Annotated in this window: 16 protein-coding genes; 7 read left to right on the top strand and 9 right to left on the bottom strand. The window is 63.2% G+C overall.

Annotated features, from left to right (window positions below):
- Window positions 1-27: 27 nt before the first annotated feature.
- From ntrC to dusB, 3 genes are read right to left on the bottom strand one after another with little or no spacing between them, the layout of a single operon-like run.
- The gene (ntrC, locus tag VVT58_RS04905) at window positions 28-1,473 is read right to left on the bottom strand and encodes a nitrogen regulation protein NR(I) (RefSeq protein WP_327754814.1); all 1,446 of its coding nucleotides are present in this window, start codon (window positions 1,471-1,473) and stop codon (window positions 28-30) included.
- Window positions 1,473-2,603 carry an ATP-binding protein gene (locus tag VVT58_RS04900; RefSeq protein ID WP_327754802.1) on the bottom strand — a complete coding sequence of 377 codons (1,131 nt, stop codon included), beginning with the start codon at window positions 2,601-2,603 and terminating at the stop codon, window positions 1,473-1,475. Before VVT58_RS04900 ends, ntrC begins: the two co-directional genes overlap by 1 nt.
- Window positions 2,572-3,591 carry a tRNA dihydrouridine synthase DusB gene (gene dusB / locus VVT58_RS04895; protein WP_087575124.1) on the bottom strand — a complete coding sequence of 340 codons (1,020 nt, stop codon included), beginning with the start codon at window positions 3,589-3,591 and terminating at the stop codon, window positions 2,572-2,574. The genes VVT58_RS04900 and dusB overlap by 32 nt, the downstream gene beginning before the upstream one ends.
- Before the next feature lie 106 nt (window positions 3,592-3,697).
- Between dusB and VVT58_RS04890 the strand changes: the two genes are divergently transcribed.
- Window positions 3,698-4,864, top strand: coding sequence for a bifunctional 2-C-methyl-D-erythritol 4-phosphate cytidylyltransferase/2-C-methyl-D-erythritol 2,4-cyclodiphosphate synthase (locus VVT58_RS04890; protein WP_327754801.1), 1,167 nt, complete (start codon window positions 3,698-3,700; stop codon window positions 4,862-4,864).
- A 5-nt stretch (window positions 4,865-4,869) separates the two neighbouring features.
- Complete coding sequence (locus VVT58_RS04885) at window positions 4,870-5,388, top strand: CinA family protein (protein WP_327754800.1); 519 nt, start codon at window positions 4,870-4,872, stop codon at window positions 5,386-5,388.
- Here VVT58_RS04885 and VVT58_RS04880 read toward each other — a convergent pair.
- Together VVT58_RS04880 and lipA are read right to left on the bottom strand one after the other, a co-directional pair.
- Window positions 5,334-5,810, bottom strand: coding sequence for a type II toxin-antitoxin system RatA family toxin (locus tag VVT58_RS04880; protein WP_327754799.1), 477 nt, complete (start codon window positions 5,808-5,810; stop codon window positions 5,334-5,336). The two genes, VVT58_RS04885 and VVT58_RS04880, sit on opposite strands and share 55 nt — an antisense overlap.
- Window positions 5,811-5,814: 4 nt before the next feature.
- Window positions 5,815-6,792: a lipoyl synthase gene (gene lipA, locus VVT58_RS04875; RefSeq protein ID WP_327754798.1), complete on the bottom strand. Its 978-nt coding sequence runs from the start codon at window positions 6,790-6,792 to the stop codon at window positions 5,815-5,817.
- Window positions 6,793-6,813: 21 nt separating this feature from the next.
- Between lipA and VVT58_RS04870 the strand changes: the two genes are divergently transcribed.
- From VVT58_RS04870 to VVT58_RS04860, 3 genes are read left to right on the top strand one after another with little or no spacing between them, the layout of a single operon-like run.
- Window positions 6,814-7,464 carry a carbonic anhydrase gene (locus tag VVT58_RS04870; RefSeq protein ID WP_327754797.1) on the top strand — a complete coding sequence of 217 codons (651 nt, stop codon included), beginning with the start codon at window positions 6,814-6,816 and terminating at the stop codon, window positions 7,462-7,464.
- Complete coding sequence (locus VVT58_RS04865) at window positions 7,464-8,198, top strand: NYN domain-containing protein (protein ID WP_327754796.1); 735 nt, start codon at window positions 7,464-7,466, stop codon at window positions 8,196-8,198. The genes VVT58_RS04870 and VVT58_RS04865 overlap by 1 nt, the downstream gene beginning before the upstream one ends.
- Window positions 8,198-8,479: an acylphosphatase gene (locus VVT58_RS04860; RefSeq protein ID WP_066557702.1), complete on the top strand. Its 282-nt coding sequence runs from the start codon at window positions 8,198-8,200 to the stop codon at window positions 8,477-8,479. The genes VVT58_RS04865 and VVT58_RS04860 overlap by 1 nt, the downstream gene beginning before the upstream one ends.
- Before the next feature lie 52 nt (window positions 8,480-8,531).
- Here VVT58_RS04860 and VVT58_RS04855 read toward each other — a convergent pair whose 3' ends face one another.
- Together VVT58_RS04855 and VVT58_RS04850 are read right to left on the bottom strand one after the other, a co-directional pair.
- Window positions 8,532-9,806 carry a hypothetical protein gene (locus VVT58_RS04855; RefSeq protein WP_327754795.1) on the bottom strand — a complete coding sequence of 425 codons (1,275 nt, stop codon included), beginning with the start codon at window positions 9,804-9,806 and terminating at the stop codon, window positions 8,532-8,534.
- 101 nt (window positions 9,807-9,907) lie between these two features.
- Window positions 9,908-11,188 carry a hypothetical protein gene (locus VVT58_RS04850; protein ID WP_066557709.1) on the bottom strand — a complete coding sequence of 427 codons (1,281 nt, stop codon included), beginning with the start codon at window positions 11,186-11,188 and terminating at the stop codon, window positions 9,908-9,910.
- Between the two features lie 257 nt (window positions 11,189-11,445).
- Between VVT58_RS04850 and gyrA the strand changes: the two genes are divergently transcribed.
- Both gyrA and VVT58_RS04840 read left to right on the top strand, forming a co-directional pair.
- Entirely contained in the window at window positions 11,446-14,139 is a 2,694-nt protein-coding gene (gene gyrA, locus VVT58_RS04845) for a DNA gyrase subunit A (protein WP_327754792.1), read from the top strand.
- A complete protein-coding gene (locus tag VVT58_RS04840) occupies window positions 14,136-14,483 on the top strand; it encodes a DUF952 domain-containing protein (protein WP_327754791.1) in 348 nt (115 codons plus the stop codon). The genes gyrA and VVT58_RS04840 overlap by 4 nt, the downstream gene beginning before the upstream one ends.
- Window positions 14,484-14,516: 33 nt before the next feature.
- Here the strand turns inward: VVT58_RS04840 and VVT58_RS04835 are convergent, their stop codons facing one another.
- Complete coding sequence (locus VVT58_RS04835) at window positions 14,517-15,026, bottom strand: hypothetical protein (protein ID WP_327754790.1); 510 nt, start codon at window positions 15,024-15,026, stop codon at window positions 14,517-14,519.
- 93 nt (window positions 15,027-15,119) lie between these two features.
- Window positions 15,120-16,238 (bottom strand): glycosyltransferase, encoded by a 1,119-nt coding sequence (locus VVT58_RS04830; protein WP_327754789.1) that lies wholly within the window; start codon window positions 16,236-16,238, stop codon window positions 15,120-15,122.
- Window positions 16,239-16,273 lie beyond the last annotated feature (35 nt).

The following is a 16,273-nucleotide window of genomic DNA, read 5'->3' as shown; positions in this document are numbered from 1 at the left end:
CGGGCGGTTCGTCTTGCCGCTTGCCGCTCAATCGCCAATCCGAAGCTGCAAGGGGTCAAGGCCATAATCGGTCAGCTTCTTGCGCAGCGTGTTCCGGTTGATGCCCAGCAGCCCCGCCGCTCGTATTTGGTTTCCATCCACGCTCGCCAACGTCTCCTGAAACAATATCGGCTCGACCACCGCCAGCAGATCATCATGCAAATTGCGGTTGGGCTGGGTGAGGCCGATGCCCAATTGCCGCTTCGCCCATTCCCGCACCGCCTGACCCAACAGGTCGGCGGGCGCCGCATAATCGGCGGGCACCGCTTCCAGCGGCAGGCTGTTGCGCAGCATGTCGGCGGTTATCACATTTTCGCGGCTCAGCACCGCCAGCCGCTGCATCAAATTTTGCAGTTCGCGGACATTGCCGGGCCAATGATAAGCCATCAGCAACTGCGCCGCATCCTCGGACAAAGATTTGCGCGGCAGCCCGTCCTGCGCCGCCCGGTCGAGAAAATGGCGGGCAAGCAGGATCACGTCCTCCCGCCTCTCGCGCAGCGCCGGCAGGGCGATGGGCACCACGTTCAGCCGGTAGTACAGATCCTGCCGAAAGCGGTTTTCCTCGATCAGCCTGGGCAGTTCCTTGTTGGTCGCTGCGATGATGCGGACATTGACCTTGACCGATTTCGAGCCGCCGACGGTCGTGACCTCACCCGATTGCAGGACCCGGAGCAGCCGTGTCTGCGCCTCCATCGGCATATCGCCTATCTCGTCCAGGAACAAAGTGCCGCCCTGCGCCTGCTCGAACTTGCCGGCGGTGCGGGCATGGGCGCCGGTAAAAGCGCCCTTTTCGTAACCGAACAGCTCCGCCTCGATCAGCTCGCGCGGGATGGCGGCCATGTTGATCGGCACGAAGGGCTTGGTTCGCCGCTGACCCAGGCTGTGGATCGCCTCGGCTACCAGTTCCTTGCCGGTCCCGGATTCGCCCAGCACCAATATGCTGAGATCGTTGGACAACACCCGCGCAATCGTCCGATAGACCTCCTGCATCGCCGGAGAGCGTCCAACCAGCGGCAGGCCGTCATGCGGCAATCCAGCGTCGGCAGCCTCCTCATCGCCGCCCTTCCCTGAGCCGAGAGCATCGGACACGGCCCGCGTCAGTTCGTTGAGGTCGAAGGGCTTGGGCAGATATTCGAACGCGCCCTTTTCCGTTGCGCGTATCGCCGTATTCAGCGTGTTCTGCGCCGACAGGATGATGATGTTGAGGGCCGGCCGGCGCTCCAATATCTCCGATATGCCGTCCAGGCCGTCGCCATCCGGCAGCATGACGTCAGTAATCAGCACGTCTGGCGAAAAGCTGTCCAACAGGGCGCTACGCTCCCGGATCGAAGCGGCCGTCTTGACCCTGTATCCCTGTCGCCGCAGCGCTTCCCCAACGACCACGCAGATTGCCGGATCGTCATCCACCACCAAAATCGCGCCTGTCGCCGCCATCATCCCATTCCCATCGGCAGCAGGATGCGGAAGGTCGATTCCCCCGCCTCATGATCCCGCGAATATTGCACGAAGCCGCTCATGTCGCGCACCAGCTTGTCCACCAGCGCAAGCCCCAACCCCGTTCCGTCCCGCCTTCCGGTGATGAAGGGATTGAACAGATGGTCCAATATATGTTCCGGCACGCCCGGCCCATTGTCGACGACCAATATCTCGATCGGCAGGACCGCGCTGCCCTTCCCCTTGCCGACGACAACCGATACGCCGTGACGGAAGGCCGTCTCAACACGGATACGCGGCTTTTCCTTATGCTCCAGCGCTTCGGCCGCATTTTTGAGCAGGTTGATCATCACCTGCACCAGCGCATCGTCGTTGATGTTGGCGAATGGCAGGGATGGATCATAACTTTTTGTAATACGAATATTTCTTGCGAAACCGGCGGCGGCGATGTTCGCCGCCCGGTCGATCAGCGGATAGATGTTCCCGCTCCGGCACTCTAGCGTCCGATCGGTGGTGAAATCCTGCATGCGGTCGATCAACGCCGCGATGCGATCCACTTCGTTGCAGATGAGTTGCGTCAGAGCAGCATCCCGTCCCTCATTGCCCGATTCCAGCAATTGCGCCGCGCCCCTGATGCCCGACAGCGGATTCTTGATCTCATGCGCCAGGATCGCCGCCGCGCCGATGGCCGATCGCGCACCCCCAGCCGTGCCCCGATGGCCGATCTTGCGCGCCTGGCTCTGCGTGTGAATCGACACCACGCGCCAGCCCTCATGATCGACGATGGGCGCGATCATCAGGTCGACCTCCATCTCCGCCGTTCGCCCGGCATGGACTCGGATATCATAGGCCGCGATTGGCTTGTTGCTGTGCCAGATGTCGAAGCGCGCACCCATTTCCGCCATGCGGATGGTCCGCGATATGTCGCTGCCGACGATGGCCGACCGCGCCATGTTGAGCAGCGTCTCCGCCCGCACATTGGCGTCGGCTATGCTGTTGTCCGGCCGCACCACCAGCGTCGCCACGGGGAGCGCCGTCATCAGTTCGGAAAGCGAAGGTCCATCCTGTTGCAGTCGAAGCGATGGGATGGTTGTCACCTTAGGCCGCCTTGCGCGTCTCGACCGACCCATCGTCCGTGATCAGCGGTTCGTAGAAACGCGCCAGCATGTCCAGCACGACATCGCCGTCCGGCTCCTGATTCACCGCATTGCGGAACTCGGCCGAGCCGGGCAGTCCCTTGGTATACCAGCCGATATGCTTGCGAGCCATGTTGACACCCGTATGGTTGTCATAATGCGCAAGCATGGCGCGATAATGCTCTGTAATAACGCGATATTGCTCTTCCAGCGAAGGATCGGCCAGTCGCTCCCCCGTGCGGAACCAGTGCATCACCTGCCCGATCAGCCAGGGCCGCCCATAGGCGCCGCGCCCGATCATCACGCCGTCCGCACCGCTTTGCTCCAGCGCCGTTTCCGCGTCGTCGATGGAGCAAATGTCGCCATTGACGATCACCGGCAATGACACCGCTTCCTTGACGCTCCGCACAAAGGCCCAATCCGCCGACCCCTTGTACATCTGACAGCGGGTCCGGCCATGAACGGTAATCAGCTTCGCGCCCAGATCCTGCGCGATGCGCGCCAGTTCGGGCGCGTTGAGGCTGGCATGGTCCCAGCCCATGCGCATCTTGACCGTGACGGGCACGTCGACGGCCTTGACTGTCGCCTCGATCAAAGACGCCGCCAGCGGCAGGTCGCGCATCAACGCGCTGCCCGCATCTCCGTTCACGACCTTCTTCACCGGACAGCCCATATTGATGTCGATGATCGCGGCGCCGCGATCGGCATTGAGCTTCGCCGCCTCCGCCATTTCCGTGGGAGAGCAACCGGCCAACTGCATCGAAACCGGCTCCTCCAGCGGATGCCAGGCGGCCTTTTGCAGCGACTGGCGCGTCTCGCGAATCATCGCCGCCGTCGCGATCATCTCCGTCACGTTCAGGCCCGAACCATAGCGCCGCACCAGCGTGCGGAACGGCATGTCCGTCACGCCCGTCATCGGCGCCAGCACGACCGGCATGTCAATCGTAACCGGACCAATGGAAATCGGGGAAAGCGTCTGCATTATATAATTACTGCCTAAAAAACAGGCAGCCCTTAGCCGAAATCGTCCCCAACGGCAAGCAAGGCAGCTCTGGCGATCCGCCGCGCGCTGGGATACAGGCCGCGCCATGACAAAAAAAACCGTCGCATTGCTGGTCGCAGCAGGTCAGGGCAGTCGCGCGGGCGGCGACATTCCCAAGCAATTCCGGCTGATCGGCGGCAAGCCTGTCCTGACCCATGCCTTCGACGCCCTGGCCAGGCATCCGGTCATCGACTCCATCATCCTGGTCGTCGGCGCGGGTCAGGAAGCCGATGCGCGGACCGCCCTTGGGGAGCGTCCGGTCGCTGCGATCATCCAGGGCGCCGACAGCCGTCGCGGATCGGTTCGTGCGGGCCTTGAACATATCGCATCCTCCGGCGGCGCGGCCCGCATTCTCATCCATGACGCCGCCCGCCCTTTCCTCCCCGGCGCGGTGATCGACCGGCTGCTCGCCGCTCTGGCTGAGGCGACCGGCGCGATCCCCACCCTGCCTGTCACGGACACGCTTGTCAGAAATGAAGCGGGTCGCGCCGGGGAAATCGTGGACCGCAACGGCCTGGCTCGCGTCCAGACCCCGCAAGCTTTCCATTTCGACGTGATATTGGCCGCCCATCGGACCTGGGACAGCGAGCGGGAAGCAACCGACGATGCTCAAATGGTACGGGAAGCAGGTCATGACGTCATTCTGGTCGCTGGCGATGAAAGGCTCGAAAAATTGACCTATGCCGATGATTTCCCCCGCGCCGAAGCCCGTTTGGAGGCAGCGCGCAGCATCCGCACCGGCATGGGCTATGATGTCCACCGGCTTACCTCCGATGAGGAGCTTTGGCTCTGCGGCATCCGCATTCCCCACGATCGCGGCCTGGCAGGCCATAGCGATGCCGATGTGGCGATCCACGCATTGGTCGACGCCCTGCTCGGCGCGCTGGCGGAGGGTGATATCGGCAGCCATTTTCCGCCTTCCGATCCGCAATGGCGCGGCGTCGCCTCCTCCTGCTTTCTGGAATATGCGGCGGAGCGCGTCGCAAAACGGGACGGCATCATCGAACATGTCGACCTGACGCTGATCTGCGAGGCGCCGAAAATCGGCCCGCATCGGGACGCGATGCGCGCCCGGATCGCGGAAATCCTGGGCTTGTCCCTCGACAGGGTCAGCGTGAAGGCGACGACCACGGAGCGACTGGGCTTTACTGGCCGTCGCGAAGGCATCGCCGCACAGGCTGTTGCCACCCTCTCCCTCCCCGCGCTATTCTGATCGTCATGCCCGATAGCATCCTTCCCGCGTCGCTGGTCGAATTGGCCGAGCGCGTCATCATCGCCAACCGCCGCGCCGGCCGCACCATAGCGGTGGCCGAAAGCTGCACCGGCGGGCTGGTATCCGCCGCACTCACGGAAATCGCCGGATCATCGGAAGTGTTCGAGGCCGGATTCATTACTTATTCCAATGATATGAAAAGCGAACTTCTCAAAGTTTCGCAGGATGTCATCGAAACCTTCGGCGCGGTTTCCATCGCCACCGCCTGGGCCATGGCGCAGGGCGCACTTAACAAAAGCCACGCCAATGTCGCCGTCGCCATCACCGGCATAGCCGGGCCCGGCGGCGGATCGGAGCAGAAGCCGGTCGGCACGGTCGTCTTCGCCCGCGCCGAACGCGGCGCCAGCCCCGACAAGATCGTGGCCGACATGCATTATTTCGGGGATACGGGCCGGGGCGGCGTTCGCCTTCAGGCGGCGCTTTGCGCGTTGGAACTGCTGCTGCCCGACTCGCCCGCGCCGTAAAGTTCCGCAGCGCGGGTTTCGAAGGCGCCGATCATCTTGCGCAGCGCCTTGTCGAACAGCTGGCCCGCCAACATCTCGAACAGCTTGCTCTTGAATTCGAACTCGACTTCGAAATCGACCAGCACCCCGCCCTTGCCATCCTCGCGGAAGCTCCATTCATTGTGGAGATGCTTCAACGGCCCGTCGAGATAATCGACCCGCACATGATCCGGCCGGTGCTTGTGCACGCGGGACGTGAAGCTCTCCTTGATCCCCTTGAAGCCGACGATCATGTCCGCGACCATTTCCGATTCGTCGTCGGAACGAACCCGGATCGCGCTGACCCAGGGCAGGAATTCGGGATAGGCCTCCACATTCGCCACCAGATCGAACATTTGTTCGGGCGTATAGGGAAGCGGCCTTGTTTCGTTATGCTTGGGCATCGGCTTATTTGGCAGCCTTCGCCAGTTGCGCCTCGCGGGCGGCGCGCATTTCGGCAAAATCCTTGCCCGCGTGATAGCTGGACCGAGTGAGCGGGCTCGACGCCACTTGAAGGAAGCCCTTGGCCCGCGCGATCGCCGCATAAGCATTGAACGCCGCCGGGGTGACGAACTCCATCACTTTGGCATGTTTGGGCGTGGGCTGGAGATATTGCCCCATGGTCAGGAAGTCGATGTCAGCGGAACGCATGTCATCCATCACCTGATGGACCTCCAACCGTTCCTCGCCCAGGCCCAGCATGATGCCGGACTTGGTGAAGATCGACGGATCGAGCTTCTTGACCGTCTCCAGCAGCCGCAGCGAGGCATAATAGCGCGCACCCGGACGGATGGTCGGGTAGAGCCGCGGCACCGTCTCCAGATTATGATTATAGACGTCCGGCCGCGCCGCGACGATCATTTCGACCGCCCGCTCATGCTTGTTGCGGAAGTCGGGCGTCAGAATCTCGATGGTCGTGTCCGGAGTCGTGCGGCGCAGCGCCTCGATCACCTTCACGAACTGCGATGCGCCGCCATCGGGCAGGTCGTCGCGGTCGACCGAGGTGATGACGATATGTTCCAACCCCATTTCCGCGCAGGCATCGGCCAGATTCTGCGGCTCATTGGGATCGACCTTGCGCGGCATGCCGGTCTTGACGTTGCAAAAGGCGCAGGCCCGCGTGCAGACATCGCCCAATATCATGACGGTAGCATGCTTCTTGGTCCAGCATTCCCCAATATTCGGGCAGGCCGCTTCCTCGCACACCGTCGCCAGCCCCTTTTCCCGCATCAGCTTGCGGGTCTCATGATAGCCGGGGCTGGTCGGCGCCTTTACGCGAATCCAGTCGGGCTTGCGGACACGCTCGGGACGATTGGCGGGGATCGGTGCGATATCGGTCATGCGCCCCAGATAGCGATGCAAGCGCGCTCTTGCCAGCCCCCACATTGTCCGGCAGAGACTCCCCGCATGACTGATTTCGCTGACATGCTCGCCGGCTATCGCCGCTTCCGTAACACCGGCTGGACGGAGCAGCGCGAGCGATGGGATGAACTGAGCGAAGGGCAAAGCCCTCGCGTCATGGTCATCGCCTGCTCCGACAGCCGAGTCGATCCGGCGCAGATCTTCGACACCAGCCCCGGCGAGATCTTCGTGGTCCGCAATGTAGCCGCGCTGGTGCCGCCCTTCGAAACCAATCCCGGCCGTCATGGTGTGTCCGCCGCGCTGGAATTCGCGGTCCAGGTACTGAAGGTTGGCGAGATCGTCGTCATGGGTCATGGCAAATGCGGGGGTTGCAAGGCGGCCCTCAGCCACGCCCTGAAAGATGCGCCTCCGGGCGAAGGCGGCTTTATCCACAGCTGGATCGAACTGCTCGACGACGCGCGAGAGAAGGTTGTGGAACGCTTTGGCGACGATCGCAGCCGCGATGCCGAACGCGCCATGGAACAGGAAGGGGTCAAGGTCAGCCTGGCCAATCTGCGCACCTTCCCCTGCGTCCGAACCAAGGAACGCGACGGCGAGATCAAGCTGGTCGGCGCCTTCTTCGCCATTGCCGACGGCCAGCTCCATCTGCTGGACGAGGCGAGCGGCGAATTCCACCCCGCGCCGCAGGACGCCTGATGACCGCACCGATCCCCAGCGGCAATATTGCCCTGCTGATCGACGCCGACAATGTTTCCGCCGACCATTTCGATCCGGTGCTGACGGTTCTGGCGGAGCTGGGAACCGTCAACATCCGGCGCGCCTATGGCAATTGGAGCAAGCCCGCGCTCAAGGGCTGGGCGCGGCAGGCCGTGACCCAGGCGATCGAAACGCAGCAGCAGTTCGACCTCACCAGGGGCAAGAACGCCACCGACATGAAGATGACGATCGACGCCATGGACCTGATGGCGTCCGGGCGCGTCACCGGCTTTGGCCTGATGTCGAGCGACAGCGATTTCACGCCCCTCGTCACCCGCATCCGGCAGGAGGGGCTGCCCGTCTATGGCTTTGGAACGGACAAGACGCCGCAAGCTTTCCGTAGCGCTTGCACCCGCTTCATCGACGTCGGCGCGCTCACCAGCACGCGGGAATCCCCCGTCGAGCAGGAGGCTCCAAACGACGACGCCGATGCCGCTGACGGCACGGAGGTGGAACCCGATCTCGTCAACTTGCTGATCGACGCTTATAACGCCGTGAAACGCGACGATCAGGGCTTTGCCCGGCTCAGCGAAGTGGGCCAGCTTGCCGGCAACCGTTCCAGCTTCGACACGCGAAATTATGGATTCAAGCGGCTGTCCGACCTTGTCCGCTCGATCAAGAATTTCAAGGTGGAAAGCCGTGACGGCCAGACCTGGATCAAGCGGGTGCATTGATGGCTGTCATCGCCCGCCATCTGATCATCCTCGGTCGGGTACAGGGCGTGTTCTACCGCAACTGGACCATGGAAACGGCGAGCGGTCTTGGTCTTGCCGGTTGGGTCCGCAACCGCATGGACGGCAGCGTGGAAGCGTTGGTGGAAGGGCCAGTACAGGCGGTCGAGCAATTCATCCGCCTCGCCCATGAAGGGCCGCCCGCCGCCCATGTGGCCCGCATCGATGCGCAGGATGTCGATGTCGAGGGAGTCACATCCTTTCAGAAACGACCGACCTGCTGACTTTCTCCGCCATGGCGGCGAGCGACAGGAATGGGTGAGAAGCGGACAGGCCTCACCCGGCCGACGGCACGACAACCGGCGTGAACGCCGTCTTCCGGCTCTGCTGATCGACCCAGACCGACCAGAACCCCGCGACATTCGCCCAATTGCCCGTCGTCACCTGGGCAAGCGCCGTCTTGGCTCCCACCAGATCGCCCGAACGCGCCAGCGCAACGCCAAGCCGCGCATTGGCCTTGCCGGCATCGATCCCGCCCTTGCTCAAGGAGAGGCGATATTGCTCCACTGCCTGGGGAAACTGGCCGAGCGAGAAATAGGTGTCGCCCACCGCCATCGCCGCCGACCCATCCTTGGCTGCCGCCGCCTTCTTGGTCGCAGCGGGCAGGCCCGCAATTTCCTTGGCTGCCTTGGGTGTCGCGCTCTTCAACAACTGCACCGTCACCGCCTGCGTCGGCGTCAGCTTGCCCACAGAGCGCCCGGCTTCGATAATCGCCTTGGTTTCCGCGCTATACCCCGTCTTGTCGGCCAATTGCGCATAGGCTTGGTAGTCGCGCTCGCTCGCCATGGCGCCATTGGCCGCCTGCAGGCGATAGAGGTCGAGCTGCACCTGCGCGTCCATGCCCGGCGCCGTCAGATAATTGGCCAGCGCCGACCGCCATTCGCCCGCCGAATCATAATGGCTCAGCCGCTCGCGATAGAGCGCACCCACTTCGGTCCAGTCGCCCGCCTGATAGGCCATGGAGATCGCCCGGTCATACCAGGCCGCCGGGATTGCCTGTCCCGCCGCCCGCTGCCGCGCCAGCGCCTCCTGCACGAAGGCGCGCGCATCCTTCGCTTTGTTGCGCCGCACGGCGATATCCGCCCGCAACATGGTCGCGTCGATCGGATCGTAACCCAGCGTCTTGGCGTAATCGAGCTGCGCCGTCGCATCGTCATAATTGCCGACGATGAAAGACAGATAGCCAGCGATATAGCGCAGGCGCGGCATGTCCGTCTTCGGCACGGAGGATGTCTTGAACATGTCGTTCAGCGCCACCCGTTGCGCCTGCCGGTCGACCTTCAGCACCGCCAGCTCGAACCGCAGCCCGGCAGCCACATAGGCCTCGAAATCGCTGACCGGCATCAGGCTGGAAATCTGCGCCTGCGCGGTAGAGGCATCGCCCGCCTTGATAGCGCTGTCCGCCGCCTGCGTCGTTGCGCGGAAACCGTCCGACATCGCGATCACCGGACCGGCCGCAACCGGCTTCTTCGCAACGGCAGGCACGGCGACCAGCAAAGCCGCCCCCGCCAGCAGCCCACAGGTCAGAATCGAATGTCGCATCATGGCCATGTCAGCCGCCCCTTTGTCGCCTGGCCTGGCCAGATCGCATCATGTCCGAAGATGGAAAAGGCGCGCCACCCGCAATGGGCAACGCGCCTCGATCCGGAAAATCAGGCCTTCGTGGCCAGATAGGCCAGCCACAGGTCGGCAATCTGCTTGCGCGAACCACCCTGCACAGACTGGAAAGCAGCCTTGGCCGACACATTGTCACCGCTCAGCGCCTTGGCGATGCCCATGCGGGTGCTGATCTCGTCCGCGTCGACGCCGCCCTTCTGCTTGGCGAGTTCGAACATCGCCGCTGCCTTGGCATAGTCGCCATAGCCCAGATAAGCGTCAGCGGTCGCCGCCGCGATCTTGCCGTTGGCCGCTTTCTTCGCGTCCGCTTCGGCCGAACCCAGCGAGCTCTTGTCGCCCGCAATCTTCGCCACGGCGGGCTGATACAGGTCGCCGCCCTGGCTGGCGTTCAGCACGCCCTTGCTGCGGCCCGCATCGATAGCCGACTTCACTTCACCGTAAATGCCGGTCTTCGACGCCATTTCGGCATATTCCAGATAATCCTGCGCCAGGACCAGACCGCCCGACGTCGCCATCAGGCGCAGCACGTCCAGATTCTCGCGGTTGGAGATGTTCGGATTGGCCTGCTGGAACAGGCGGACCAGCGTACGGAGGTTTTCGCCGTTGGGATTGGCCTGATAGGCCTGCTTCGCCCATTCGGTGACTTCCGGCAGCTTGGCGGTCGCGGCGCGGCTGACACCGATCTGATACCATTGCGCCGGCACCTGGCCGCCCGCGGCCTTGGTCGCGTCGGCGGCCGCCTTGAGCGCGGCCAGACCCTGCTGATTAAGGCTACGCTGCGGTTCGACGGACGGATTGGCCGTGCCCGCCTTGCCGAAATAGGCCTGGGCCAGCGTCACATTCACCGCTTCGGCCTTGTAGCCGGCGGCGGCGGCAGCCTTGGCGCGCGTGATCGCCAGATCGTAATTCTTCGCCTGCAGCGCCTGGTCGGCGGCCACCGCGTTGAATTGGCCAGCCTGTTCCGGCGGGGTCAGCCCGCTGTCCAGCATCTGGGTCAGCGCCTCGCTCTGCATCGCCGCATCCTTGCTGGCGATGGAGGTGTTCAGCTTGATCGCGCCGATCTGATATTTGTCGTCATTCGACTTCGCCTTGCTGTCGGCATCGGCCAGCGCCGCCTTGGCGCCTGCAAAGTCGTTCTTCTGCGCCGCGGCCTGGGCGGCCTGCAACGCCTTGACCACGTCAGGCGAGACATTGAGCTTGGGCGCGCCACCCTTTTTCTCTTCCTTCTTGGCTGCAAAGGCCGGAGCCGAAACGGCGCCGCCAGCCAGCGCAAGAGTCAGCGCGAGCGCCACGGGGGTAACAAAACGCATGTTCATCTTCTCCTCTGCGCCCGAGTGACAGGCGGCCTTCCTATGACGCCGATTAGGGGTCGGCGCGTGAATAACGTTTGAACGACCTATATGCACCAGTTAACCGCCTGTCAGCCCCCAGGAAACATTCTGGCGCGCCGTTCATGCGGCTCATGGTTTCATACAGCTTGTTCCTCGCGCGCGTGTGCGCGAGGCGTGACATTATTGTTTCGCTCCGCTAGTGGTGCGGCAACGCAAGCCATCCATCCAAAAAGAGAATCGCATTGACCGACGAGACTGCCCTCGCCGACCCTTCGGACATCAGCCCCATCTCCATCGTGGAGGAGATGAAGGCGAGCTATCTCGACTATGCCATGTCGGTCATCGTCGCCCGCGCCCTGCCGGACGTGCGCGACGGTTTGAAGCCGGTGCACCGCCGCATTCTCTTTTCGGCCAACGAGTCCGGCTTTCACCATAACAAGCCCTATCGCAAGTCGGCGCGCATCGTCGGTGACGTGATCGGTAAATATCACCCCCACGGCGACAGTTCGATTTATGACGCCCTGGCGCGCATGACGCAGGATTGGGCAATGCGCGTGCCGCTGATCGACGGCCAGGGCAATTTCGGTTCGATGGACCCCGATCCGCCGGCTGCCATGCGTTACACCGAAGCCCGCCTGGCCAAGGTGACGACCGCCCTGCTCGAAGATCTCGACAAGGACACGGTCGACTTCCAGCCCAATTATGACGCTTCGGAAAGCGAACCGCAGGTTCTGCCGGCGCGCTTCCCGAACCTGCTGGTCAACGGCGCGGGTGGCATCGCGGTCGGCATGGCGACCAACATCCCGCCGCATAATCTGGGCGAAGTGATCCGCGCTTGCCTCGCCTATATCGACAATACGGGCATCACCATCGACGAACTCATCCAGATCGTCCCCGGCCCCGATTTCCCCACCGCCCCGCTGATCCTTGGCCAGTCGGGCGCCCGCAGCGCCTATCATACCGGGCGCGGCTCGATCATGATGCGCTCGCGCTACAAGATCGAGGAAGGGCGCGGCGACCGCCAGTCGATCGTGCTGACCGCCATCCCCTATCAGGTCGGCAAGAACGGCCTCGTTGAAAAGATCGCCGAAGCCGCCAAGGACAAGCGGATCGAGGGCATCAGCGACATCCGCGACGAATCGAACCGCGAAGGCGTCCGCATCGTCATGGACCTGAAGCGGGACGCCACGCCCGAAGTCGTGCTCAACCAGCTCTGGCGCAACACCCCCGCCCAATCGAGCTTCCCGGCCAATATGCTCGCCATTCGCGGCGGCCGCCCGGAACTGCTCAATATCCGCGACATCATCGAGGCGTTCGTCCGCTTCCGCGAAGAGGTCATCACCCGCCGGACGAAGTATGAACTCAACAAGGCCCGCGACCGCGCTCATATCTTGCTGGGCCTCGTCATCGCGGTCACCAATCTCGATGAAGTCGTCCGCATCATCCGCGGTTCGGCCAGCCCGGCCGAAGCCCGCGAAACCCTGCTCGCCCGCGACTGGCCGGTGGCGGAGATCGCGCCTTATCTGAAGCTGGTCGAAGCCATCGAGGCCGAAGTCAGCGGCGACACCTACCGCCTGTCGGATACGCAGGTCCGCGCCATTCTCGACCTGCGCCTGCATCGCCTGACCGCGCTGGGCCGCGACGAGATCGGCAATGAACTGGCCGAACTCGCTGCCGCCATCGCGGAATATCTCGCCATCCTCGGTGACCGGGTGAAACTCTATGCGGTCATGCGCGAGGAGTTCGAGGCGATCGAGCGCGACTTCGCCACCCCGCGCCTTTCGGAAATCACCGCCGCCGCCGATGGCATCGACGATGAAGACCTGATCGAGCGCGAGGAGATGGTCGTCACCGTCACCGTGCAGGGCTATATCAAGCGCACGCCCTTGGAGAGCTTCCGCGCCCAGGCACGCGGCGGCAAGGGTCGCTCCGGCATGACGACCAAGGATGAGGATGCGATCACCGAACTGTTCGTGACCTCCACGCACACGCCGGTCCTGTTTTTCTCCACCGCTGGCAAGGTCTATCGCCTGAAGGTCTGGCGCCTGCCCGAAGGCGGCCCGGCGACGCGTGGCCGCCCGATGGTGAACCTGCTGCCGCTCGGCCCTGGCGAGACGATACAGACCGTTCTGCCGCTGCCCGAGGATGAGGAAAGCTGGAAGGATCTGCACGTCATGTTCGCCACCGCGAACGGCACGGTCCGCCGCAACAGCATGGACGCCTTCGCCAACATTCCGTCGAACGGCAAGATCGCCATGCGCTTCGACGATGAAAGCACCGACCGGCTGATCGGCGTGGCTCTCCTCAGCGAAGAGGATGACGTCCTGCTCGCCACCCGCCAGGGCAAGGCAATCCGCTTCCAGGCGACCGACGTGCGCGAATTCCAGAGCCGCACCTCGACCGGCGTGCGCGGCATGACGCTCAAGAAGGACGATGAGGTAATCTCGCTTTCCATCCTCACCCGCTCCGGCGCCAATCAGGAGGAGCGCGACGATTATCTCCGCTTCGCCCCATGGAAGGCGGAGAAGGAAGGCTCGCCGCAGATGAGCGCTGAGCGCTTTGCCGAATTGCAGGCGAAGGAGCAGTTCATCCTCACCGTCTGCGCCAATGGCTATGGCAAGCTGTCCTCGGCTTATGACTATCGCCGTACCGGACGCGGCGGTCAGGGGATCACGAACATCGACAATATCGGCCGCAACGGTCCGGTCGTGGCGAGCTTCCCGGCGCGGCATGGCGACCATCTGATGCTCGTCACCGATCAGGCCAAGCTGATCCGCATGGGCCTTGAAAGCCTGCGCGTCATCGGCCGCAGCTCGGCGGGCGTGCGCCTCTTCAACGTATCCGACGACGAACATGTCGTCAGCGCCGCGAAGATCGAGGAAAGCGACGAAGCCGAAGAGGCGGTGGAAACCGATTCGGAGACGGGCGAGGCGTGACCGACCTCTTCGCCTACAAGATTCTGACCAAAGATCAGTATGACCAGCTAAAGACCGACGGCGTGTTCAAGGGCGCGCCCGTCGATCTTGCGGATGGCTATATCCACATGTCCACCCGCGAACAGGCCGCCGAAACCGCCGCCAGGCATTTCGCGGGTCAGGACCATCTGGTGATGGTGATGGTCGATCTCGCTCCCTTCGGTGACGCCCTCAAGTGGGAAGAGTCACGCGGCGGCGCTCTTTTCCCGCACCTCTACGGCGACCTCCCGCTGAGCGCAGTCGCAGGCAAGGTGGTGCTGCGGTTGGACGAGCGGGGCAAACACCTGTTTCCGGCGGGGTTCTGACCTCTTAGGCAGCGGTTTTGTCAGGCTTGACGCTCATTTAAAAGCGGCGTCCTCACGCAATATCTTGAACATCTCATCATAGAGTTGTTTGCCGATAGGTGTCCAACAGTCGGACTCAAACGGAGCATATGCATATCGGTGATCAACACTGACCCAAAATGAAAGCTGAGCGTCCATTTTGGGCATTGGCATAAGCAGTGCGCCGCGCTTCCGGCGTCGTTCTGTTCGGCGCTTTTCTATTGCTTCTACGCGACTGCACTCCGCAGTTTTGAAGCCTACCGTTACCGTGCGACTGGCCAATTCTCGTAACGGTATAAGCCGATTTGGAGGCAAGCGACCTTCGCGGCTTATAGTTGGGGCAAATACGCCATCTTTCGGTTCTGTAAGCTGATAATTTCCGGACATGAGATCAAGATGCAATTCTACGTGCGGACTCATTAGACCGCCCGATACATACTCAATGCGATCACTTGGCTGTTGCGCCGCCACCGATTGGCTGACCAATCCGGCAGACATTACCGCCAGCGCGGCCTGCGCCAGCATTCTTGATATCCTCATCAAATCCCGCCCTTTTCGATCAGACTGCTTGGCTCGTTCATTTTGGGCAGCATGGTAACTCACTAAAATCGAAAATATTTACCTCACCCTCTCCATCCGAACGACCTTCCCGCCCTTCACCCAATAATCAAACCCACCCCACCTGATCCGGCTCGAACAAACCGCCGCCAACTGCATCCCCCAATGCGCCCAGCACACCGCAAAGGGCGCCAGCGCATCCCACCAAAGCGACCGCCGCGCCGCCCGCGCCTGCCTCGGTTCCACCACGCCCATGATGATCCGTCGCCGCACCAGCGCCCGCCCCACAGCCGCCGCATAGCCCACAGCCACAGCGCTCCCGCCACCCCAACCCAGCGCCCAGACCCAGCCCAAAGCCTGCCCTCCCACCACAGCGCAAGCAATCAGCCACATCCCCAGACTGTTGGTCACGATATGCCGATACTGCCGCACCCCGAAGCCAAGCGCCCCACGCCCCTCCAGCGGACTCGCCACCAGCAAGTCCCGCACCGGCCGCAACCGCAGCTTCGCGCGCCAGCCCGCCAACCCGATCGCCATATCATCGGACAAGCGCCCCGCCAGAGCCGCATCCAGATCCAGCCGCTCCGCCGTCTCCCGCGTCAGTGCCATGGCGCCACCCCAGGGCATGGTCGCGCTCGCGGTACGCGGCAGGGTCGCCAACTGCATCTCCACCGCCCCCACCAGCGCGGCCACGGCGCCCACCTCCGGCAACAACAGCCGATAGCCGGTCACGATATCCGCCTTCCCCCGCACCAAGGGAAAGAGCAACCGCCCCACCAACCGCGCCGGCGGCAAAATGTCCGCGTCCACGAAAACCAGATAGCGGTCCCCCTCACGCAAGGCCCGCAAAGCCGCCCGCAATTTATGAACCTTCTGCCCCTCATCCACAGCGACACCCGCGCGAACGATCTGCACCCAATCCCCTTCTCGCGCCGCCAAAGCCTCCGCCGCCGGGCAATTGCCCGAAGTCGCGATCACCAGGCGGAAGCGCGCCGCCTGCGCCTTCAACCGCGCAATCAGTTCCGCCCCGCCGTCCCAATCATCCCGAACCGACAGCAGCACGACGACGCCCTCCGGCGCTTCCTCCTGCCGATCCACCGGCAAATGCCGCCAATAATTGAGCACCCCGGCCAGGCTCAGCCCCTGCAACAGCAGCCACAGCGCAAAAGCGAAACTCATCGCAAATCCAAACCCTTTACCGCCCCGACCGCTGC

It is taken from the genome of Sphingobium sp. SJ10-10 (genome assembly GCF_036038995.2).
Classification (GTDB): Bacteria; Pseudomonadota; Alphaproteobacteria; order Sphingomonadales; family Sphingomonadaceae; genus Sphingobium.
Note: the sequence above shows the minus strand (reverse complement) of the source record. Positions and strands in the feature narration are given on the sequence as shown.